General features: G+C 67.8%; 15 protein-coding genes. 10 read left to right on the plus strand and 5 right to left on the minus strand.

The features are described from left to right. Window positions 1–25: 25 nt before the first annotated feature. Window positions 26–1,255 (minus strand): DUF2254 domain-containing protein, encoded by a 1,230-nt coding sequence (locus tag BT183_RS17310; RefSeq protein WP_072345810.1) that lies wholly within the window; start codon window positions 1,253–1,255, stop codon window positions 26–28. 331 nt (window positions 1,256–1,586) lie between these two features. On the opposite strand from BT183_RS17310, the gene BT183_RS17315 reads away from it, so the two are divergent. The 3 genes from BT183_RS17315 (at window position 1,587) to BT183_RS17325 (ending at window position 4,782) form a co-directional block, all read left to right on the plus strand. Continuing rightward, complete coding sequence (locus BT183_RS17315; RefSeq protein ID WP_072345812.1) at window positions 1,587–2,903, plus strand: extracellular solute-binding protein; 1,317 nt, start codon at window positions 1,587–1,589, stop codon at window positions 2,901–2,903. A 104-nt stretch (window positions 2,904–3,007) separates the two neighbouring features. Further along, the gene (locus BT183_RS17320) at window positions 3,008–3,895 is read left to right on the plus strand and encodes a carbohydrate ABC transporter permease (protein WP_072345814.1); all 888 of its coding nucleotides are present in this window, start codon (window positions 3,008–3,010) and stop codon (window positions 3,893–3,895) included. Next, on the plus strand, window positions 3,892–4,782 hold the full coding sequence (locus BT183_RS17325) for a carbohydrate ABC transporter permease (RefSeq protein ID WP_084603632.1): 891 nt from the start codon (window positions 3,892–3,894) through the stop codon (window positions 4,780–4,782). Before BT183_RS17320 ends, BT183_RS17325 begins: the two co-directional genes overlap by 4 nt. A gap of 39 nt (window positions 4,783–4,821) precedes the next feature. Here the strand turns inward: BT183_RS17325 and BT183_RS17330 are convergent, their stop codons facing one another. Then, window positions 4,822–5,868 carry a LacI family DNA-binding transcriptional regulator gene (locus tag BT183_RS17330; protein WP_072345816.1) on the minus strand — a complete coding sequence of 349 codons (1,047 nt, stop codon included), beginning with the start codon at window positions 5,866–5,868 and terminating at the stop codon, window positions 4,822–4,824. A 149-nt stretch (window positions 5,869–6,017) separates the two neighbouring features. Here BT183_RS17330 and BT183_RS17335 point away from each other — a divergent pair, with 149 nt between their 5' ends. Genes BT183_RS17335 through BT183_RS17355 form a run of 5 tightly spaced genes read left to right on the plus strand, consistent with a single transcriptional unit; the run spans window position 6,018 to window position 11,222 of the window. Then, window positions 6,018–6,797, plus strand: a complete 780-nt coding sequence (locus BT183_RS17335) for a 6-phosphogluconolactonase (protein WP_244545375.1) — start codon at window positions 6,018–6,020, stop codon at window positions 6,795–6,797. Next, the gene (locus BT183_RS17340; RefSeq protein ID WP_072345818.1) at window positions 6,790–7,560 is read left to right on the plus strand and encodes a sugar isomerase domain-containing protein; all 771 of its coding nucleotides are present in this window, start codon (window positions 6,790–6,792) and stop codon (window positions 7,558–7,560) included. Before BT183_RS17335 ends, BT183_RS17340 begins: the two co-directional genes overlap by 8 nt. Further along, window positions 7,557–8,696, plus strand: a complete 1,140-nt coding sequence (locus BT183_RS17345) for an N-acetylglucosamine-6-phosphate deacetylase (protein WP_072345820.1) — start codon at window positions 7,557–7,559, stop codon at window positions 8,694–8,696. The genes BT183_RS17340 and BT183_RS17345 overlap by 4 nt, the downstream gene beginning before the upstream one ends. After that, complete coding sequence (locus BT183_RS17350) at window positions 8,693–9,973, plus strand: neutral/alkaline non-lysosomal ceramidase N-terminal domain-containing protein (protein WP_072345822.1); 1,281 nt, start codon at window positions 8,693–8,695, stop codon at window positions 9,971–9,973. Before BT183_RS17345 ends, BT183_RS17350 begins: the two co-directional genes overlap by 4 nt. A gap of 16 nt (window positions 9,974–9,989) precedes the next feature. Continuing rightward, window positions 9,990–11,222 carry an AGE family epimerase/isomerase gene (locus BT183_RS17355; protein WP_072345824.1) on the plus strand — a complete coding sequence of 411 codons (1,233 nt, stop codon included), beginning with the start codon at window positions 9,990–9,992 and terminating at the stop codon, window positions 11,220–11,222. Between the two features lie 7 nt (window positions 11,223–11,229). On the opposite strand, the gene BT183_RS17360 is transcribed toward BT183_RS17355, so the two are convergent. After that, window positions 11,230–12,234 (minus strand): LacI family DNA-binding transcriptional regulator, encoded by a 1,005-nt coding sequence (locus BT183_RS17360; protein ID WP_072345826.1) that lies wholly within the window; start codon window positions 12,232–12,234, stop codon window positions 11,230–11,232. Window positions 12,235–12,373: 139 nt separating this feature from the next. Here BT183_RS17360 and BT183_RS17365 point away from each other — a divergent pair, with 139 nt between their 5' ends. Continuing rightward, entirely contained in the window at window positions 12,374–13,285 is a 912-nt protein-coding gene (locus tag BT183_RS17365; protein ID WP_244545376.1) for a phytanoyl-CoA dioxygenase family protein, read from the plus strand. A 114-nt stretch (window positions 13,286–13,399) separates the two neighbouring features. After that, window positions 13,400–14,995: a gamma-glutamyltransferase family protein gene (locus BT183_RS17370; protein WP_072345827.1), complete on the plus strand. Its 1,596-nt coding sequence runs from the start codon at window positions 13,400–13,402 to the stop codon at window positions 14,993–14,995. Between the two features lie 18 nt (window positions 14,996–15,013). On the opposite strand, the gene BT183_RS17375 is transcribed toward BT183_RS17370, so the two are convergent. Both BT183_RS17375 and BT183_RS17380 read right to left on the minus strand, forming a co-directional pair. Beyond that, entirely contained in the window at window positions 15,014–19,336 is a 4,323-nt protein-coding gene (locus BT183_RS17375) for a translocation/assembly module TamB domain-containing protein (protein ID WP_244545377.1), read from the minus strand. Then, window positions 19,333–21,267, minus strand: coding sequence for an autotransporter assembly complex protein TamA (locus tag BT183_RS17380; protein ID WP_072345829.1), 1,935 nt, complete (start codon window positions 21,265–21,267; stop codon window positions 19,333–19,335). The genes BT183_RS17375 and BT183_RS17380 overlap by 4 nt, the downstream gene beginning before the upstream one ends. Window positions 21,268–21,566: the final 299 nt, after the last annotated feature.

Consider the following 21,566-nt stretch of genomic DNA (forward strand, 5'->3'; position numbering starts at 1 on the left):
CTGGTTCCGGTTTCGCGATTGAGAATCATTGGCGCGCCAGATGGCGCAGCGCCTCCCTGTCGGGCGCAAAGCTCAGCGCCGCCTCGGCCCGGGCCAAAGCGAGTTCGGCATGCCGGCGCGCGGCGGACGACAGCCGCCCGTCCCCCGCCTCGGCCAGCGCCTGCAGCGCCTTTTGCAGGCGGATCTGCACCTCGAGCGCCCCGGCGCCGTCGCGTGCGATGATGCCGAAGCCATCATCGAAGAGGTCATCGATCGAAAGCGCCGGCCCGTGGACGCGGGCGCAGCCTGGCTCCTCCGCCTCGGGCGGGAGGGCGAGGGGCTCGAGCACCCGGACCATGCGCCCGATCACGTCGATGGCGGTACCGGGATCGTTGACCGCCGGCGAAAGCGCCCGGGCCGCGATCTCGGCCAGCACGACCACCCCGAAGCGCGGGTCCTGATCGAAAGAACGCGCCGTGCCGATTGAGAAGGCCTTGCGCAGCGTTTCGGGATCGCACTCCCCGGTGAAGCGGGCGAGCGGCTTGCCCGAGTGCACGAAGATGCCCGGCATGGCGAGCACCATCACCTCGCCCTTGCCGGCTTCGGCGGCAGCCTCGAGGGCGGCCATGTCGACATATTGCACATAGCCGACGCGATCGGCGCTAAGCGTCGTTCCGGAAACCAGCGTCGTTGCCGCATCGGCCGGCCGCGCCCCCAGCGCCGGATGCCTGAGCCGCTCGGCGATGGCCTCTGCGGCCACTTCTTCCACCTGGTCGGTCGTCTCCCCCACCCGCCCCAGCCGCGACAGATGGTCGATCCAGCGCAGCATGGTCACGACGATAAGCGCGATGACGAGGATGGTCACCACGAACAGCACCACCCGGCCCCGCTCGCCATAGGCCCCGGTCGAGAGCGTGATGATGCCCACGAGGCTGAAGAGGAACGAGCCCATGAAGGTGGCGAGCGCGTTCTGGGTCGTGGAATCCTGCATCAGGAGCCGTGTCGCCCGCGGCGTCACGCTGCTGGTGGCGGCGCTATAGGCGGAGACCATCACCGAAAGCGAGAAGGTGGTGACCGAGAGCATGCTGGTGGCCAGGATATTGAGGATGCTGTCGACGGCATCCGAACCCAGGTCGCTCGGCAGCTCCCAGGGGATGAAGCGCTCCACCACCATGGCGAGCAGCGCCGTGATCACCCCCAGCACCGCAAACAGCGATGCGCGCACCCAGAGCTGGCGGGTCAATTGCAGCATGAGCCAACGCCATTTGCTGATCATGCCGGAAGATGTCCCCGTTCGCGCCCAGATGTCCCGACCCTGACGCCCGCCGCTGCATTTGGCAACCATTGCGGCATCCTGCCGAAAGGTTGTGCAACCGGTTTCTCGGAATTCGCTCCATTGCCGAACGCTTTTGGATCATCCGGTACGGCCACACCGTGTTATTCACGTACAAACACGGTGCTGCGTGTGATGGAGCGGGAAAACCACAGGGCTGGAGGCCTTTCCACAGGCCCGCACACGCTCTGTCTGGCGCTTGACGCGCAACCGGTTGCATGCAAACCTCGCCTTCAGGGACCCATCGCGGACCTCAAGGGAAAAGGGGAACAGCATGACCACTTACGCCGCATTCACCCACGCGCTTCGCCGCGCCGCACCTGCCGGGGCCGTCTCCGGCCTCGTCACGGCCGCGCTCCTCGCCACGGCCTCGGGCGCCATGGCCCAGACCATCACGGTGTGGAGCGGCTATCCGGAGCTGGCGCCGTTCTATACCCATGTCGCAGAAGGGCTTAAGGCCGAGAACCCCGGCCTCGAAGTCCGCGTCGAAGCCATCCCGCTGCGCGAGCACGAGCGCCGCATCGCGCTCGGCCTCACCTCCGGTTCCTCGGGCGCCCTCGTGCTCGAAATGCCCGGCTCCACCGCCGCCCGCTACATCGAGAACGAGCTCCTGCCGCCCGCCCCCGATGACATCGAGGCCTTCGTGCGCGCCGATGGCAACTTCAACGAGTTCTTCATCGACCAGGCGAGCTATCAGGGCGAAGTCTATGGCGTGCCGCTGTTCCGCGGCCAGGGCGCCCTGTTCTACAACACCGAGATGTTCGAAGCCGCCGGCCTCACCGCCCCCCCGGCGACGATGGAAGAATTCACCGACTACGCCGAAAAGCTCACCGTCCGCGACGCCAATGGCAACCCCACCCGCTCGGGCTGGAGCATGCGGCTTTCGGGCGGCGGCCAGGGCATTGCTGAAAAGTTCTGGATCAACCTGCACCAGTACGGCGGGGCGCTGCTGACCGAAGTCGAAGACGGCAAGTGGAAAGCCGATTTCGCCAATGAAGCCGGCCGCAAGGCGCTCGGCCAGTATCTCGAAAACGTCCATACGCTCAAGACCGTAACGCCCGAACTCCCGGCCGATGCCGAGGCGTTCGAGCGCGAGCAGACCGCCATGTTCATCCGCGAGTCGTGGGTGGTGGGCGACATCGCCGCCAAGGCTCCCGACCTGCCCTATGCCACCGCGCCCCTGCCGACCGGCTCGATCGCCCTGCCGGCACAGCTCTATGTCAGCGCCGATGGCGCCGAGGCCGAGGCCGCCTGGAAGTTCGCGCTCGCCACCAACGAGCCGGAAAACCTCATCTGGCTGCTCGACAATGTCGGCTGGCTCCCCAACCGCGTCAATGTCGACTATTCGCCGGTGACCGACGCCAAGCCGGGCTTCTCGGGCTTCCTCAACGTGCCCGAGGACTATGTCTTCTTCACCCTGCCCGCCATCGGGCCGATCGAAGAAGTGCTGACCCGCCTCGCCGCCCGCCTCGTCGAAGCCTTCGGCAATGCCTCGCTCGCCGGCGACGATGCCGCCATCGATGCCTTCCTTGCCGAAGCCGCCGCCGAGACCAACTCGATCCTCGAGCGCGAAGGCCTTCTGGCCCAGTAAGCCGGTCTCCCTCCCGGGACCTGCAACGCCGGGGCGGTTCGCCGCCCCGGCACGGCTCGCAACCGGGGATCCGCACACCCCCGGCAAAAGCTCAAGGAGCGCCGATGCTGCACCGCCGCCTCTGGTTATTCGCCGCACTGGCCATATTGCCCACCCTCGCGATCTTCGCCTGGGTCCGGCTCTTCCCCATCGTCGAGACGCTGCGCCTCAGCCTCCACAAATGGGATATCCTGTCGCGCAACAAGCCCTTCATCGGGCTCGCGAATTTCCAGGAACTGATGGGTGACCGGCTGTTCCGCGAAGCCCTGCTGAACACTTCGATCATCGCTTTCGGCGTTCTCATCGTCACCATTCCGCTGGCCCTCGTTCTGGCCGCTCTCATCCATCACCGTACGGGATCGCGCTTCGGGCCCTTCAACGAGAGCGCCATCTTCGTGCCGCACATCGTGTCGCTCGTGCCCGCCGCCATGGCGTGGAAGTGGATTTTCGACGCGCAGCTCGGGCCCCTCAACGCCCTGCTCGGCGTCTTCGGCATTCCCGCTCAGGCCTGGCTTTTCGATCCCGTCTGGTCGATCGTCTGCATCATCATCCTGTGCTCCTGGCAAGCGCTCGGCTACGCGGTCCTGATCTACATCGTGGGCTTCCGCTCGCTGCCCGAAAGCGTGTTCGAGGCGGCCAAGCTCGATGGCGCCACCGGCCGGCAGGCCTTCTGGCATGTCGCCGTGCCGATGCTGAAGCCGATCACCCTCTATGTCTCTGTGGTGACGCTGATTTCCGCCTTCAACGTCTATGCCCAGGCCCTCGTTCTCGCTTCGGATAGCCAGGGCGCGCCGGGCCGGCAGGTCCGTGTGCTGGTTCTCGACATGATCGAGAATTCCTTCCGCAACTACCGGGTCGGCTATGCCGCCTCCGAGGCGGTGGTGCTGCTCGTCATCGTGCTCAGCCTCACCCTCATCCAGTTCGGTCTCTTGCGCGAAAAGGGTCGGAGATGACAACCATGGACAAGGACGCCGCCGCGCCCCTCGCCACGCGGGAGGCCGCACGGGCTCACAAGGCCCGCCGCAGCGCCACCGATCTCCTGATCGACGTCGTGCTCGTCGCCTTCTCCTGCGTGATGGTGCTGCCGCTGATCCTGCTGGTCGCCAACGCCTTCAAGAGCCCGGCCGAACTGCTGGCCTGGCCGCCGACCCTCATTCCGATCCAGCCGACGCTCGAGAATTTCCGCGCCGTGCTCAGCGATACCCCGCTGATGCGCTGGATTTTCAACAGCCTCGTCTTCTCGGTGCTCTCGACGCTGTCGATCCTCGCCACCTCGGCGATCACCGGCTACATCCTCGCGAAATTCCCCTCCAAGATCATGACCGTGATCTTCGCGGTGATGCTGGCAACCGCCATCGTGCCGTTCGAAGTCTATATGATCCCGCTCTATTTCCAGGTGCAGGGACTGGGGCTTCTGAACTCGGTCTGGGGCCTCTTGGTCGGCTATCTGGTAATGAGCTTCGGCATCTTCCTCATCCGCCAGAACGTCATCCAGACCATCCCCGACGAGTTGCTCGAGGCCGCGCGCATCGATGGCGCTGGCGAGTGGTGGATCTTTTTGAAGGTCGTGCTGCCGCTGCTGCGCTCGGCGCTCGGCGCCCTGGGCGTGCTCGCCTTTTTCCAGAGCTGGACGGTCTTTGCCTGGCCGATGATCGTCACCACGACGCGCGAAAGCTACACCGTCGAGATCGGGCTGGCGCTCTTCCAGACCGGCTATACGGTCGATCTGGGGCGCCTCAGCGCCGCATCGGCCGTGGTTTTGATCCCCTCGATCATCTTCTTTGTCTTCCTTCGGCGAAACTTCGTCAAAGGCATCGCCTCCACCGGCCTCAAGGACTGAGGCCGGCTCGCCATGCTTTCCGGCCTTTCCCCATCGCTGTCAGGGCTGCTCGTTGCCGGCCGCCCCGCCCTTGCGGCGCGCGGCCTTGGCGGGCACCGGTCGGCCCGGCGCGGCGGTCGTCTCGCGGATGACGAGGTGGGTGTCGAGCACATGGCGCACATCGGTCGAGCCGCGGCTGCCCAGCGCGTCCATCAGCAGCGTCACGGCGATCTCCGCGACCTCGATGCAGCGGTTCGATACCGTGGTCAGCGGCGGATAGGTGGTTGCACCCAGCACGTCGTCGCAGCCGATGACGCTGAATTCGGACGGAACGCTCACCCCGGCGTCCCGCAGGCCGGCGAGCAGGCCCTGAGCCAGCAGGTCGTCGAACGCCAGCGCCGCGCTCGCCCCGGTGCCGAGCACCGCCTGGGCCGAGGCCCGGCCGATCTCATGGGTCGATTTGTGGGCCGAAACCGCGCTGACCGTCACGCCGTGCTGCTTGGCCGCCAGCTTGACGGCGGCCCGGCGCTGCCGGTTGGCCCAGCTCGTCGTCGGGCCAGAGACGTAGCAGATATGCCGGTGCCCGAGTTCGGCCAGATGCGCGACGGCCTGCGTCACCCCGGCGCCGGAATTGATCAGCACGCGCAGCATCTCGGGCACGTCCTGGTTGATCAGCACCAGCGGCCGGCGCCGCGCATGCTCGCGGATCTGCGCCTCGGCCAACCGCGAGGAGACGAGGATCAGCCCCGCCACCTGGTGGGTGAAGCGATCGACCAGCTGGTCCTCGCGCTCGGGCTTCTCATCGGAATCCCCCAGAAAGACGCAATAGCCGAAATCCTCGGCCTTGCGCTGCGCCGCCCGGATCAGCGGCGGAAAGAACGGATTGGCGACATCGGGAACGATGAGCCCGATATTCTTGGACTGACCGGTGGAGAGCGCCTGCGCCACCGGGTTGGGCTGGTAGCCCAGCCGGTCGGCCACTGCCAGCACGCGCTCGACCGTCTCGGGCGACAGCCGATCGGGACGGGTAAAGGCCCTCGAAACGGTGGAGCGCGCAACGCCCGCTTCGCTCGCCACCTGGCTGATGGTCGCCCGCCTCTTGATCACCCTCTATCCCCCTGCCCTGCGCTGCTGCGCGATGCTGCCGCTTCGGCGCGCGCTGCGCAACATCGATGCTCCATCTTGTGCCACGGGCTGCTTCTGCGAGGCAACCGGTTGCACGACAATCTCCGAACAACGCCGCAAGGAGGTGTTGCATGAAGATCGCCACCGCGCCCGAACGGGCCGCCGATCGCTCCCCCGGCTTCCGCCACGAAACCTATCCCGATCGCGCCGCCATGGGGGCAGCCGCCGCCCGGGACATTGCCGATCACCTGCGCACCCTGCTTGCCCATAAGTCCCTGGTCCGCATGATTTTTGCGTCGGCTCCAAGCCAGGCCGACATGCTTGCCGCGCTGGCCGCAGCACCCGGCATCGACTGGAGCCGGGTCATTGCCTTCCACATGGACGAGTATGTCGGGCTCGACCTGCAGCACCCCGCCGCCTTCGGCCCCTGGCTCGTGCGCCACTTCCTCGGCCGCGTGCCCATCGGTGCCGCCCATCTCATCGAACCGGGCGCCGATCCCATGGCAACGGCGCATGATTATGCAGCACTTCTGGCCGAAGCGCCCATCGATATCGTCTGCCTCGGTATCGGGGTCAACGGGCACATCGCCTTCAACGATCCGCCAGTGGCCGACTTCTCAGACCCGCTCGATGTCAAGATCGTAACCCTCGACGAAACCTGCCGCCAGCAGCAGGTGGACGAAGAGTGCTTCCCCGCGCTCGACGCCGTGCCCACCGAAGCGATCACCCTCACCGTCCCGCGCCTCCTGCGCTCGGACCGGATGTTCGCGGTGGTGCCGGGGGCCATCAAACGCGATGCGGTGAGCCGCACGCTGCACGGCCCCATCGAAACCGCCTGCCCGGCAAGCGCCCTGCGCACCCATCCCGACTGCAAGCTCTATCTCGACAAGGACGCGAACCCACATGGCTGAGATCGATCCCGACGCGCTCTGCATGGACTATTTCGGCCGCGTTCAGGCCCTCATGCAGTCCATCCTCACCGAGGAGGCGGCAAATCTCGATGCCGCGGCCGCCAAGCTCGCCGACCAGATCGCCGCTGATCGGCTTGTGCATGTCTATGGCCCGGGCGGCCATTCCAACCTCGCGAGCCAGGAAATCTTCTTCCGCGCCGGCGGGCTGATGCATGTCTCGGCCATCCTCGACGAAGGCACGCTGCTCTCCTCGGGTGCCCTGCGCTCGATGGCGATGGAGCGCACCCCCGGCTATGGCAAGGTGGTGATCTCGGACCGCGATCTGGGCCCCGACGACCTCCTCATCCTCGTCAACGCCTATGGCATCAACGCCGCGCTCATCGATGCGGCCCTCGAAGCCAAGAGGCGCGGCGCCTTCGTCATCGGTGTTTCGTCGCGCCGCCATGCCAGCGAAACCAAGCCCGAGCATCCGGCCCGGCACCCGACCAAGCACAATCTGCATGACGTGGTCGATATCGCCATCGACACCAAGGTGCCGATCGGGGATGCGCTGATGCGGCTGCCCGGCATGGGCGAGCCGATCGGCGCCAGCTCGACCTTCGCCAATGCGATTGCGCTCAATGCGCTGGTGCTGCGCACCGTCGCCAAGCTGCTCGATCGCGGCATCGAGCCGCCGGTGTGGCGCTCGGGCAATGCGCCGGGCGGCGATGAGGCCAATGCCCGCTTCCTCGCACGCTTCCGCCACCGGGTGCGCCAGCTGTGACGAGCGGCACCCTCACCGGCCGCGATCCGGCGACCGGCGCGCCGCTGGCGGTGACCTATGCCGATGGGGTCATCACCGCCATCACGCCGGGGCCGGCCGATGCCCGGGGGTTCCTCGCGCCCGGGCTCGTCGACCTGCAGGTCAACGGCTTTCTCGGCCATGATCTCAACAGCGGCGCGCTGACGCCCGAAACGGTGGTCGCGCTTTCCGATGCCATGCTAGCCGATGGTGTCACCTGCTATCTGCCGACGCTGATCACCGCATCGGAAGCCTCGCTGATCGCCGGCCTGCGCGCCATCGTCGCGGCGCGCCGGGCCGACCCCAGACTGATCCGGATGATCCCCGGCGTTCATGTCGAGGGCCCCTGGCTCTCGCCCGAGGATGGAGCGCGCGGCGCCCATCCGCGCCAGCATGTGCGGGCACCCGATCTTGCCGAGTTCGATCGCTGGCAGGAGGCCGCCGAGGGCCTGGTGCGCAAGGTGACTCTCTCGCCGCACTGGCCCCTAACGCCGGAGGTGGTTGAGGGCCTTGTCGCGCGCGGCGTGCTGGTGGCCATCGGGCACACCCATGCGAGCCCGGACGAAATCACCGCGGCCTTTGATGCCGGCGCGACGCTTTCGACCCATCTGGGCAATGGCGCCGCAGCCACCCTGCCCCGTCACCCTAATCTGATCTGGACCCAGTTGTCCGAGGATCGCGCCATGGCCGGCCTGATCGCCGACGGCCACCATCTGCCGGCCGCGACCTTCAAGGCGATGCTGCGCGCCAAAGGGCAGGACCGGGTGTATCTCGTCTCTGATGTTGCGGCGCCCGGCGGCTTGCCGCCCGGCACCTATGCCCAGCCGATCGGCGGCACGGTCGAGCTTTCTGCCGATGGACGGCTGTCTCTCAAGGGCACGCCCTATCTTGCGGGTGCGGCCCTGCCGCTCAAGGCCTGCGTGGCGCGGGCCGCGACGATGGCCAGCATTCCGCTGGCCGAAGCGCTCATGCTCGCCACCCGCAATCCCGGCCGCCTCGTCGGCGATTATGGGCGGCTCGAAATCGGCGCGCCGGCCGATCTCATCCGCTTCGACTGGTCCGAAGGCGATGGCGATCTGAGGCTCGACACGGTGCTGCTGGGAGGCGTTGCGGCATGAGCACGCTGAGGGTTGGCGCCGCGCTCGTCGACATCACCCCGCCGGCAGGGCTGGCCATGGCCGGCTTTGCTGCCCGGTCCGAACCGGCCACCGGCGCCCACGACGCGCTGACCGTCCGCGCGCTGGTGGTGGAGGAGACGGCGCTGGTCATCGTCGACGTCCTGGGGCTCGACCGCACCACCATCGGCGCGATGAAGGCGCGCGCCGCGCTGCCGGCCGAGAACATCGTGATTGCCGCGCTGCACACCCATGGTGGGCCGCAGACGCTGGTGGGGCGCTTCATCCCCGGCCTCGATGCAGCCTATATGCAGAGGCTCGAAGACGCCGTGGTCCGCGCCATCTCGGACGCACTGACAGCCCGCCGACCGGCGGTCATGAGCTTTGGCAGCGGCGCCGATCCGGGCGTCGCCAAGAACCGCCGGCATCCGGGCGGCTTGACCGATCCGCATCTGCCGGTGCTGAGCTTCACCGGCACCGATGGCAGCCCGATCGCGACGCTTGTCGCCCATGCCTGCCACCCGGTGGTGCTGGGCGCCGACAACCGCCTCTGGACCGCCGACTATCCCGGCGTCACCCGCGCGCGGATCGAGGTGGCGCGGCCCGGCACGATGGCGATCTTCGCCACCGGTTGCACGGGCGATGCCAATACCGGGCACTCGGCCTATGCGTCATGGACGCTCTCGGCCAGCAACACCCGCACCTTCGACGCCGCCGACCGCATCGGTACGGCCGTCGCCGAAAAGGCGCTTGCCGCGCCTCTTGGCCTGCACGCCGCCACGGGCGCCAGCATCGCGCGCCGCACCGTGCCGCTGGGCTTTGCGCGGCGCGAAACCGAGACCATGGACGCCCTCGCCGCACGCTGGCGGGCCGAGTCCGAGGCGGGGGACGCGGCGCGCAAGGCGCTGCTGTCGGGCTGGATCGCCTGGGCCGAGCGCGGCCTGCCGGATGATCTAGCAACATGTCGCCTCGACGTCGAAATCGCGGCACTCCGCTGGGGCGATATCGAGATCGTCGCCCTGCCCGGCGAAATCTTCGCCGAAACCGCCCATACGGTGCGCGCGCTGATTGGCAATCCCGACGCCATCGTCATCGGCTTTGCCGACGACAATCCAGGCTACATCCCGCCCGCCTCGGAATTTCCCTTTGGTGGCTATGAGGTGGATGATGCGCACCGCTATTATGGCCAGCCGGCCACCTTCGCGCCGGGTTCGGCCGAGGCGCTGGCTGAGGCCGCCGCAGACGCGGTGCGCGAATTGAGGGGCCGTTCAAAGGCCTGATCGGGAGGACCTGCTCGTGAGCGACACGCTCGATTTTCTCGCCGAGGCGCGCGCCGCCTATGTGGCTGCCAATGCGGCTACGCTCCGCTGGATGCTCGACCGCCCGGCGCTGCACGGGGTTTATCTCAACACCAAGATGAATTCTGTGACGCTCAAGGACTACACCGCAGCCGATGGCTGGCGCGGGCCGGACATTCTTTACGGCTGGATCCAGGGGCGCGGGCTCGAGGCGCTGGTTACCCATGCCGCGTTTTTCGAGACCGAAGATCCGGCGCTTGCCCAGCGGCTCGACGCGGCGGCCCAGCCCCTGTTCGAGGCCCTCGCTGATTTGCATGACCGCCATGGCGGGGCGTTCTTTACCTATGATGTGGGGCTCGAACCGGTCTATCGCGGGTCCGATGGCACGGCCCTGCCGCAGGCCAAGGGTACAGAGTTCTTCACCTATTCGGATGCCTTCGTGCTCAAGGGGCTGATCGCCGCCGCCAGCCGCTACGCGCCCGAGCGCCGAGCGCCCTGGCTCGCACGCCTTGCCGATCTCATCGCCGCGATCGAGGACAAGCGCTTCATCATGGACGAGCAGCAATTGCTCTCGGCCGAAGCCGCGCATCGCCAGCACCCCGAATATGGCCCGCGCATGATCCTGATGGGCGCTGCCTCGCTGCTGCGGCGGCTGGGGCTGGAGGCCGAGGCTCGCTTCGGCGATCGCTTCATCGCCCATGTGCTTGATCGCCACTGGGATGGGCACGGGCCGCGCGCCACCGATCTCATTCGCGATTTCGAGGGGGGCAGCACCTCCAATGTCGGGCATGCCATCGAATTCGTCGGCTTTGCCATGGAATACCTGCCGCGCGGCGCGGAAGCCGGCCTGTCGGGCCCGCTGGAGCGCGCGCTCATCGCCTCCTTCAATGCGGGCTTCGATCCGCCCGGCCTGAGGCTGACCGTCTCGCTGTCGGGCGAAAAGCTCAGCCCCAACTGCCCCTGGTGGTCGCTGCCCGAGACGACCCGGGCCGCCGGCCTCATGCATGCCCGCACCGGCTCGCCCGATACGCTGCGCATCTGGAAGACGGCGCATGAGGCGTTCTTTGCCCATTACTGGCGCGGCAACCCGCCTGTCGCCTACCAGACCCGCACGGCCGAGGGGCCGCTCGATTTCGTGCCGGCAACGCCCGATCTCGACCCCGGCTACCATACCGGCCTCTCATTCCTCGGCGCGATCGAGGCCATCGACGCCATCATGGGCAAGCACTGAGGCGAGATCAGTGCTCCGCCGGCCCGCAGGAGCCCTTGAGCACCACATGCGAGCCCAACAGCGCACTGCGCTTGGGGCCCTTGGCACCCTCGGTGATGCGGTCGAGCACCAGCCGCGCTGCCGTCCGGCCGATCTCGCCATAATCGCGGGTGATGCGGGTGACCTCCGGCGTCATGGTGGGCGCGACATCCTCGACATCGAGCCCGATGATCGAGAGATCGCCGGGTACCGACAGCCCCAGCACCCGCACCGCATCGACGACGCTGCGCAGGAGCCGGCTGCCATCGACGATCACGGCGGTAGCAGCATCCGAGCCGGAAAAGAGCGCCTCGGCCCGAAAATGCGCCTTGTCCGGGCCGCGCACGCCGATGATACGGGCGCTCTCGCCCAGATCACCCGTCGCCTCGGCAAAGGCCCGCTTGCGTTCGACCACAGGACGGATCGGGGCTTCGGTCGAGAGAAACACGATCCGCCGATGCCCCAGCGCGCGCAGATAGGCGACCGCCTCGCGCATTGCCGGTCCATGGTCTGAAAACACGGTATCGGCGGCGATCGGCAGCGTCCGGTCGAGCACGAGCAGTGGCGTTTCGAGCCCGCGCAACGCCTCGATCATGCGGGCATCGCTTTCGGACCCGATATAGACCAAAAGCCCATCCACCCGGTGGAGCCGCAGCATGTCGAGGGCACGCACCTCGTCCTCGGGGCGTTCGCCGGCCGAAACCAGCATCATGCCATAGCCTTCCGCCGCCAGCGCGCGCTCGGCCGCCTGCGCCACGGCGGCGTTCGAGAAAGACAGGATATCGGGCACGAGGCAGCCGATGGTGCGGGTCGCGCGCGTGCGCATCGCCCGGGCGGCAAGATTCGGCACATAGCCCAGCCGCGCCATCGCGGCCTCGACGCGGGCGCGGGTTTCGGGCGCCACCTGATCGGGCGTATTGACGACGCGTGAGATGGTGACGTTGGAAACGCCCGTCTCCCGCGCAATGTCCTTGATGGTTGCCCGCCCGCGCATGACCGCTCCGCTCTTTGACCTCTCATGCCCGCTCATCGCAAGCAGATCAAGCTGACCGTGGAAACGTCTACATCAACAGCCTCGGAAACCACCGTGCTAACCCAAAAGAATGCATGTTGACGTTTCCATGGACCATGGCATGCTGGCCTCAGCAGATGAGGAGAGACCCGCCATGCTGACCCAGGACCAGATCGACGCCTACCGCCGCGATGGCTTCATCATCGTGCCGGACGTGCTTTCGCCGCAGGAGATCGCCGAGCTGCGCGCGGTGACGGACGGGTTTGTCGAGCAGTCGCGCGGCGTCTCGGCCCATACCGATGTGTTCGATCTCGAGCCCGGCCATACCGCCAGCGAACCGCGCGTGCGGCGCATCAAGACACCGCATGTGCAGGCGGAAATCTACGTTCGGGTGATGCGGCACCCCAAGATCCTCGCCGCGCTCCAGCAATTGCTATCGCCAGCCATCCGCTTCGATACGTCCAAGCTCAACATGAAATCGCCCGGCTATGGCGCGGCGGTGGAGTGGCACCAGGACTGGGCCTTTTATCCCCATACCAATGACGATCTCGCCGCCGTTGGTGTGATGATGGACGATTGCGAGATGGAGAACGGCCCCCTGCTTTGCGTCCCCGGCAGCCATCTCGGCCCGATCCACGACCATCATGCCGATGGCTATTTCTGCGGCGCCATCGACGGCAAGGCCAGCGGCATCGATTTTTCCGCCGCCGTGCCTTGCACGGGCAAGGCCGGGTCGATCTCCATCCACCACGCCCGCACCATCCATGGCTCGGCTGTCAACACCTCGACCAAGCCCCGCCGCCTGCTGCTGTTCCAATATTCCGCCGCCGATGCCTGGCCGCTGGCCACGCAGCCCGGCGACTGGGCCGAATGGAACAGCCGCCTCCTGTGCGGCAGCTTCGATCCGGTCGCGCCGCGCCTTGCCGACGTGCCGGTGCGCCTGCCACTGCCGGGCCCGCGCCATTCCGGCTCGATCTACGAGATCCAGCGCGAGAGCAAGAACAGCTTTTTTGGCAAGGCTGCGAGCATGTAGCGACTTTGGCGGCGGCCGGGCCGAACTTGCAGGCCGCCGCCAACTGTCCCAAGATCGGATGATGCGGCGACCCTGCGCGTCGTAGCCGATGCCGCTTCATCCGAGGTCTCTCCCATGTCCGCCTTCGACGCCTATGAAAGCCCCTATCCCACGACGCGCGTGCCGCTTTTCGCGCGCAATGTGGTGGCCACCTCGCAGCCTCTTGCCGTGCAGGCGGGGCTGCGGATGCTCTGGGCCGGCGGCAATGCGGTCGATGCCGCGCTCGCCGCCGCCATCGCACTCGTCGTCGTCGAACCCACGGGCAACGGGCTCGGCAGCGACGCCTTCTGCATCCTCTGGGATGGCAAGGGACTGCACGGTCTCAACGCCTCTGGCCGCTCGCCTGCCGGCTGGACGCCTGAGCGCTTTGCGCGTTACGAGCGCATGCCGATGCGCGGATGGGACACAGTGACAATCCCTGGCGCCGTCTCGGCGTGGGTGACGCTTTCGGACCGCTTCGGCCGCCTGCCCTTTGCCGATCTTTTTGCCCCCGCCATCGGCTATGCACGCCACGGCTTTCCGGTCGCCTCCAAGATCGCGCGGCAGTGGCAGATGGGCGCTGCCATCCTCCGCGACCAGCCCGGCTTTGCCGAGCATTTCCTGCAAGGGGGCCGCGCGCCCAGCCCCGGCGACATCTGGAAGAGCGAAGACCTTGCCCATACGCTCGAAACCATCGCCGAGACCCGTGGCGAGGCCTTCTATCGCGGCGCGCTGGCCGAAAAGATCGCCGCCTTCGCGCGCGAGCATGACGCGGCGCTGTCGGTCGAGGACATGGCGCGCCACGCCAATGACTGGTGCGGCACCGTCTCGCAGGATTTTGCCGGCGTCACCGTCCACGAGATTCCGCCCAATGGGCAGGGCATCGCCACCCTGATGGCGCTCGGCATGCTGGCCCATACGCCCATCGCCGATTTCGCGCCCGACAGCCCCGAGGCGCTGCATCTTTCCATCGAAGCGACCAAGCTCGCGCTGGCCGATATCCATCGCCATCTCGCCGATCCCTCCGCCATGCACCTGCCGCCGGAGGCCCTTCTCGATCCCACCTATCTCGCCTCCCGGTCCCGGCTCATCGACCTGCACAAAGCCGGCGATCCCGGCGCCGGCGCGCCCACCACCGGCGGCACGGTCTATCTGGCGACCGCCGATGCCGATGGCATGATGGTCTCGTTCATCCAGTCCAATTATGGCGGGTTCGGTTCGGGCGTGGTGGTGCCGGGCACCGGCATCGCGCTGCAGAACCGGGGCTATGGCTTTACCCTCGAAGCGGGCCACCCCAACCAGGTCGGCCCGCGCAAGCGGCCCTTCCACACCATCATTCCCGGCTTTGTGATGAAGGGGGCCGGTCCGCTGATGGCCTTCGGCCTCATGGGCGGGCCGATGCAGGCGCAAGGCCATCTGCAGATGGTGCTGCGCACCTGCCTTTATGGGCAGGATCCGCAATCGGCGAGCGACGCGCCGCGCTGGCGCGTAGTCTCGGGCCGCAAGCTGGCGCTCGAGGACAGCATGGATGATGCCACCGCCGAAGCGCTGTCGGCGCGCGGCCACATCGTCTCGCGCGATCCGCCAGATGCGCCCTTTGCCTTTGGCGGCGCGCAGCTGGTGCGCCGGCATGGAGAGGCCTATGTCGCCGGCTCCGATCACCGCAAGGACGGTTCGGCGCAGGGCTTCTGAGGGCCCTGCGTCCAAGAACTAGTAATCCGCCTCGTAGAAGATGCCGATGCTCGAATCCCCGTCGAGCCCGGTCGAGGCGCGCGCGCGGATATCGTCGGTGATGTCGAGATTGACGTTCACCCGGCTGTTGCCATCGGCCCCCGCCGTCACGCCCAGATAGATATTGTCCTGGATGTAGCGGCCGGCCTGCACGGCGACATTGCCCTCTTCGTCGGTGACCACGTCGAGATCGTCGAGCCCGGCGCGTTCCCGCAGCGAATCGACGATGGAATTGCCCCCGCCCCCACCTGCGAGTTCTGCCGCCGCGCCGGCGAGCCGCGCCACCTGTAGCGGCGAAAGCTCGCCCATCGAGCGGTTGAACAAGAGCCGGGCCAGCACCTCATCCTGCGGCAAGGCCGGAGACGAGGAGAAATCGACCGACAGGTCCGAAAGCCGTCCCGACACTGTCACGAACACCACGATGCCCTCGCCCTCGGTGCGCGCCACGAGGTTGAGCGAGGGATCGAGCGTGCCCACCAGGGTCAGCGAGCCTTCTTCGAGCGTGATGCGCTGGCCCAGCATCGAGAGCCGGCCGCGAATGAGCTGGAAGCCGCCCACCGGCCGGATGTCCATGATCGGTCCAGTCAGCCGCACCGACCCGCCCAGTTCCGCATCGAGGCCGCGACCGCGCACGAAGATCTGGTTGGGCGCCGACACCGTGATGTCGAGCTGCACCACCGACGGACGCGTCTGCGGAATCGGCGCTCCACCGGCATCGATCATCGCCCGTCGCAGCGTGGCCGCGACCGGCGGTGGCGGGGCGCGGTGAGTGACATCGATCAGACTTGCCGCGCCGCCAAAGGTTTCGGGCACGGTGACGTCGGCACGTTCGACGAAGACCTGACCAGAAAGCAGCGGATTGCGCATCAGCTGGCCCGAGACCCGCAGATCGCCCGAGAGCGTGGCGACGAAAAGGTCACCATCGGCATAGCGCGCCTGGTTGAGCGAGAGGCGGATATCGGCCGGATTGCCGGCAGAAAGCCCCACCGACCCCGAGGCCGCGATGCTGCCGCCCGTCGCGAGCCGCGCGGTCAGCGTGCCGATCTCGGCCCGGTCCCCCGACAGCGTGGCGCTGCCGGCGATATCAACGAGCCGCAGATTGAGCTCGGGATCGACATAGCCGGCCCCGCTGGTCGAAACCGTGCCTGTTGCCTGAGGGTCGCTGAGCGAACCGGTGACCCTCGCCTCGAGCCGAGCGACGCCCGAAAGCTGCCCGCCGCGATCGGCGAGGAAGCGGTTGCCGAGCGCCAGCGGCGCCGAACCCGACGCACGGATATCGAGGCCCCGGCCCGAAAGCGGCACGGTGCCAGACCCGGTGAGAGCCAGCCCGCCGGCCCCGCTCGCCTCGGCCGAGGCGATGCGCACCGCATTGTCGGCAAAGCTGCCCTGGGCGGTAAAGCGCAGGGGCGCGATGCCGAACGGTTCGATGGCCGTCGCCCCGATCCCCGTTCCGGTGAGCGAAAAGCTCGCCTGCGGGTCGGATGCGCTGCCGGTGATGCGGCCCGTGCCCGAAACCGTGCCGGCAAGCCCGAGGCCGGGCTGGATGGCATTGGCGGCCGAAAGCGGCAAGGCTTCGAGCGAGAGCGCGATATCGAGCGCCTCGCCGGCCGTGCCGGTTGCGACGAGCCGCCCGCCCCCGACATCGAGCTGCACGCGATCAAGGCTCACCCGTCCGTCATCGATGGCAAAGGCCGTGGGCTGAGCCAGCCGCGCCGTCAGCCCGCCCTGAACGAGGCTCGCCCGTTCGAGCGCCAGGCGATAGCCGGCCTCCCCGATGGGCGAGAGGCTGCCGGCCGCCGAAATACTGGCCCCGGTGGCAAGATCGGCCTGGCCCTCAAAGCCCGTGCTGGCGCCCGAGCGCCGCGCCATGGCCGAAAAGCGCGAGGCTTCGACCCCGCCGGCCACGAGGCCCGAGCCGGTCGCCGTGCCATCGATCGCCGGAACCCCGAAGAGATCGTCGATCTCGGCAGAAATCTCGGCGGCAGCAAGCCGGGTGTCCATCAGCGACAGGCCGCGCACCGAGCCCGAAACCGTCGCGCTCTGGCGCCCGTCGACCGGCGAAAGGCTGATATCGGCATTTGCCGCGCCAGACGCGCGCTGCAGGAAGAGCGCGGCGGCGGTCGAAATATCGGGCGCAACCAGCCGCAATTGTCCGGTCAGGAGCCCGGCCTCATCCTGCACGATGCCGCCGGTGAGGGCCGCGCCGCCGGCGGTGAAAGAGAGGCCCTCGATGCGGCGCACGGCGCCGTCGACCGCGAGAGTGCCCGCCAGCGCCACGCGCTGGCCTTCGAGCGTCGCGCCACCATCGAGCGTGCCGGTGACGACGCCTTCGGGGGAAATCGCGCCATCAAAGCCGAAGCGTCCCCCCGCAAGGCTGCGGCCCGCGAGCCGCCCGGTGGGGGCTTCGCCCACCAGCGACAGCGCGATGGTGCCTTCGCCGCGCGCGGTGCCGGTGACGGTCACCGCGCCAGACGCGTCAGGGGAAACGAGCCCAAGATCGCTCAGCCGCCCGGCGAAGCGGAAATCGGCAGCGCCCGTCGCAAAGCGACCATCTGCAGTCAATTCAACCCGCTCATTGCCTATCCGGAAGCCAGTGGCCGAAAAGCCCGTTTCGGTGCGCGCGAGACGGCCGGTTACCGAGGCTTGCCCGGCCAGCAACCGGTCGGCGATCTCGTCATCAAGAACCAGGTCCGTCGTCTGCCCTTGCAGCGCAAGGTCGAAGCCGCCGGTCAAGGGCGCGATGGTGCCTTCGGCCGCAAGGCTGAGCGCCCCGCCGAGGTCTCGCCCGGCCAGTTCGGAGAACGGCGCGACCTGCCCATAGACAGTGACCGTGCCATCGAAAACCGTATCGGCAACGGTCCCCGAGACCGCCAGTTCGAGTGCCTGCGCCACGAGGCGCAACTGAGCCAGTTGCAGCGGCTCGCCCGCGCTCCACTGGCCGGCAAATCCGAGGGCCGCGCTCTGTCCGAGCGCCGCCGAAATCTCGGCATCGCTGGCTGAGATGCCCGCCAGCGCGCCATCGCCATTGAAAGTGACCCGTCGCGTTGCCGGATCATCGAGCCCGGCGGCGACGCCGGAAGCGGCGAGCGTCAGCCGCTCGGCCGCCAGCGTGCCATTGGCGAAGCCGTTGACCGTCACCGCCGCCGTCCAGTCCTCGCTGCCGGCGCGGCCGAAATCGACGGTGAGATCGGCGCGGCCGACCCGCGTCGCGGCACCGGGAACCGGCAGCAGCACCGTGCCGCCGCCGGGATTGAGGATACGGCCTTCGAGCGAGAGCTGACGCAGGAAGCCGTCGGCGCTCGTGCGCCCGGCGCCCGATAGCCCCAGCTGCCCGCCCGAGAGCGAAAAACGCGAAACATCGACCCCGCCCGCCGAGCGCACCAGCGCTTCGGCGCTGAGGCTGGTCTCGGGCCCGAAAAAGTCGCGATAGGCCGGCGCCACGAGCTGTGCGAGCGGCCCGCCGAGATCGGCATTGATCTGGAGACCCTCCGCAACCCCGGAGATGCGGGCCGTGCCGGCCAGCGCCCGCGTGCCCCCGGCATCGAGCGTCAGCTGGGCGTTGAGAGCGTCGAGCGGCCCGGCACCGGTCACCCCCAGCGCGATTTCCGGACGGCCTTCGATGGAGAGCAGATTGGCGAGAATGCCGTTGGGCGGCTCCACCAGCGAGAGCGCCAGATCGACCTGCTGGTCGGCATTGGCGTAGGTGACATCGAGGGTCAGCGAGCCGCCCGGGCCGTCGAGCCGCTGGATGGCCAGATCGGTATCGAGCGAGCCGCCTTCGAGGCGCAGCGCCCCGGTGACCGAAAGCTCCGAGCCGAGCCCGAACACCTGCTCACCAAAGCGCACGGAAGGCACGCTCAACTCTTCGAGAATGATGGCGACGGGAAATTCCGGCACCTCGAAGCCGCCCGCCTCGGGGCTGGGCAGGGCGGGCGTCGGCGAGGGCGTGGCCACGGGATTTCGGGCATAGTCGATGCTTTCGGCCGAAAGGCTGCGCACCTGCAGGCGCCCGCCGAACAGCGCGCCACGATCCCAGTTGATCGCAGCATTGACGATGGTGAGCCACACGCCTTCGCCGTCGGAAATGGTGATCTGCCGGATCGTCGCCTCTTCGGACAGAATCCCCTCGATATTGGAGATGCGGATCTGCCGTTCCGGCGTCGAGAGCTGGCCTTCCACGAACTGCACGAACCAGTCGCGCTGCTCCTCGGGGCTCATCTGGTCCTGCGCGATGAGCGGCAGGGCGAGCGGGGAGGCCAGAAGGCCGGCAGCAATCAGCGATGGTACGAAAACCCGTCTCAAAACGCCTGTCCTATACCGACATACAGCGCGTAATCGGGGTCGCCCTCGCGCTTGTTGAGAGGAAAGGCGAGATCGAGCCGCAATGGCCCGAGCCCGGTGAAATAGCGCAGCCCGATACCGGCGCCGAAGCGGATATCGTCGACGCCGGGAAAGCCCTCGGCGGTGACGGCGCCCGCATCGAGGAAGGCCACGGCGCCGAAATCGCCCATGAGGCGCGCCCGCGCCTCCACCGAGCCTTCCATCAGATACCGCCCGCCGGTCACCGTGCCGCCCGGGCCATCCACCCCGATGCCGCGATAGGCATAGCCGCGCACCGATCCGCCGCCACCGGCAAAGAACAGCCGGTCGGGCGGCGCCTCCTCGATGGGGGGACCGACCAGCGCGCCGAGCTTGGCCCGGGCCGCCAGCACCACAGTCGGATCGGCCGAAACGCCCCAATAGGCGCGCACTTCGGCCGTCGTGCGGAAAGCGGGGTTGCCGTAGAAGAATTCATAGAAGGGCTCGACCGTCGCCTGGGCATAAAAGCCCTCCGTGGCGTCGAGCGGCTCGTCGCGATTGTCGAAGGTGGCCGTGCCGCTGAGGCCGACAAGCGAGAAATCGCGGGTGCCGAAGCTGTCCTCGAAGCGGGCGAACTCGTAGAAGGCCGCACCCTCGATGGTGGTGGTATCGAGCAGGTAGTGGGTCGCACCCAGCCGCGCATTGGCCGAGGTTTCGGTATAGGCGGGCAGAACCGTGCGCTCGGCCGCGATGGCGGCGATGAGGTCGGTATCGGGGTCCGGAAAACCCGGCTTGGTGAAGGTGCCACCGAACGCGTAGTCGAAATCGGCGGTGCTGACCGGGAAGCCGATGCCGGCGATCTTGGCATCGAGCCTCAGCCGCTCGGCCCGGCCGAAGACGTTGCGCCAGAGGTGATAGCCCTCGATGCCCAGCCCATCCACCGTCGAGAAGGTGGCGCCAGCCCCGAAGCGCCGGCCCGGCAACTCTTCGACCGTCACGGTGAACGGCAAAAGCCCGGTGTCGGAAATCCGTTCGGCCGGCTCGACGCGCATGGCGCGGAAGGCCTCGAGGCGCATCAGCCGGCGCTCGGCCCGGCGCACATCATCGGGATCATATTCATCGCCGCCGCGCAGGCCCGTCTGCTCGGCGATGAAGCCCGGATCGACCGCCTGCGCACCGGTCACCGAGACCGGTCCCACAAAGGCCCGCCGGCCCGGATCGATCAGGATGGCGACGTCCACCTGCCGCGTCCGGTGGTCGGCGACCACATCGCGCGACACCACGGTGGCGCGGGCAAAGCCCTGCTGCCGCCAGGCTTCGAGCGCCAGCTGCTCGGCCCTCAGGATCACGCCGGCCTTGGCGACTTCGCCGCGTCCATAGCCGACCGATTCGGGGGGATCGACGATATCGTCCGGGTCATCGGTCAGCGGCGCGCGATTGCTGATCGTCACGCGCTCGAAGCGGAATTCGGGGCCCGGATCGACGGTGACCGTTACCGGCGCCGGATCGGGGAGGCGCGTGTCGGGCGGCAGGTTGGCCGCTTCGCGCCCGGCGATGAGGATCGAGATCGCTCCGCCATAATAGCCCTGCTGCTGCAGCGCGCCGAGGATGCGGCGATAGTCGCCCCTCGCCTTTGCGATGAGGCCTGCGGCTCCCGAGGCCGGCTCGCTCTCGTCGGCGAGAAGCTGCGAGGCACCGCGAATGGCGCTTTCGAGCTCGCCGGTCGCACTGCCGGTCGAGAAGGTGACCGCATAGCCCTGTGGCTCCGCGATCACGGCGGCGGCGTCCTCATCGGCCTGGTCGCCGAAAAGGCGGATACCGAAGAGTTCGAACGCGGTGGCGCCGGTCGCCGGAACTGCGGCAACCGAAGCAAGAAGGGCGAGAATGAGTGGCCGGAGAGTCAGTGGTCTGGTGTCCTGTTGCCCCACGATCATCCGCTGCTAACCTAACCAGCCGCTGAAGAGACATGGTTAGCAAAGCCTTGCGGCGTGCCGCCCGATGGCGGCAGTCAGGCAACCCTTTCGACGCTGGCTGGCCTCGCGCCCATAGCGACTAAGCTTCTGGGCAACACTGTGGCGTCGCTGTGGCAACCCTGCATCGCCTGCAAACCCTCTGCGAAAAAGCGCGGCGATAGGTAGCCGATAGGCGACCCGCCCCCTCGGCGCAACCGCACATTGGCTGATTTGCCCTTCGAAAAGACCTTCACGGGAACGCGGGGCGTGATCAGGCGTTG

It is taken from the genome of Devosia enhydra (genome assembly GCF_900119845.1).
Taxonomy (GTDB): domain Bacteria; phylum Pseudomonadota; class Alphaproteobacteria; order Rhizobiales; family Devosiaceae; genus FPKU01.

Excerpts from the sequence above, each read along its gene's own strand:
- BT183_RS17310 (WP_072345810.1), bottom strand. The coding sequence starts at position 1,255 with ATGATCAGCAAATGGCGTTGGCTCATGCTGCAATTGACCCGCCAGCTC.
- BT183_RS17315 (WP_072345812.1), top strand. The coding sequence starts at position 1,587 with ATGACCACTTACGCCGCATTCACCCACGCGCTTCGCCGCGCCGCACCT.
- BT183_RS17320 (WP_072345814.1), top strand. The coding sequence starts at position 3,008 with ATGCTGCACCGCCGCCTCTGGTTATTCGCCGCACTGGCCATATTGCCC.
- BT183_RS17325 (WP_084603632.1), top strand. The coding sequence starts at position 3,892 with ATGACAACCATGGACAAGGACGCCGCCGCGCCCCTCGCCACGCGGGAG.
- BT183_RS17335 (WP_244545375.1), top strand. The coding sequence starts at position 6,018 with ATGAAGATCGCCACCGCGCCCGAACGGGCCGCCGATCGCTCCCCCGGC.
- BT183_RS17340 (WP_072345818.1), top strand. The coding sequence starts at position 6,790 with ATGGCTGAGATCGATCCCGACGCGCTCTGCATGGACTATTTCGGCCGC.
- BT183_RS17350 (WP_072345822.1), top strand. The coding sequence starts at position 8,693 with ATGAGCACGCTGAGGGTTGGCGCCGCGCTCGTCGACATCACCCCGCCG.
- BT183_RS17360 (WP_072345826.1), bottom strand. The coding sequence starts at position 12,234 with ATGCGCGGGCGGGCAACCATCAAGGACATTGCGCGGGAGACGGGCGTT.
- BT183_RS17365 (WP_244545376.1), top strand. The coding sequence starts at position 12,374 with ATGCTGGCCTCAGCAGATGAGGAGAGACCCGCCATGCTGACCCAGGAC.
- BT183_RS17370 (WP_072345827.1), top strand. The coding sequence starts at position 13,400 with ATGTCCGCCTTCGACGCCTATGAAAGCCCCTATCCCACGACGCGCGTG.
- BT183_RS17380 (WP_072345829.1), bottom strand. The coding sequence starts at position 21,267 with ATGATCGTGGGGCAACAGGACACCAGACCACTGACTCTCCGGCCACTC.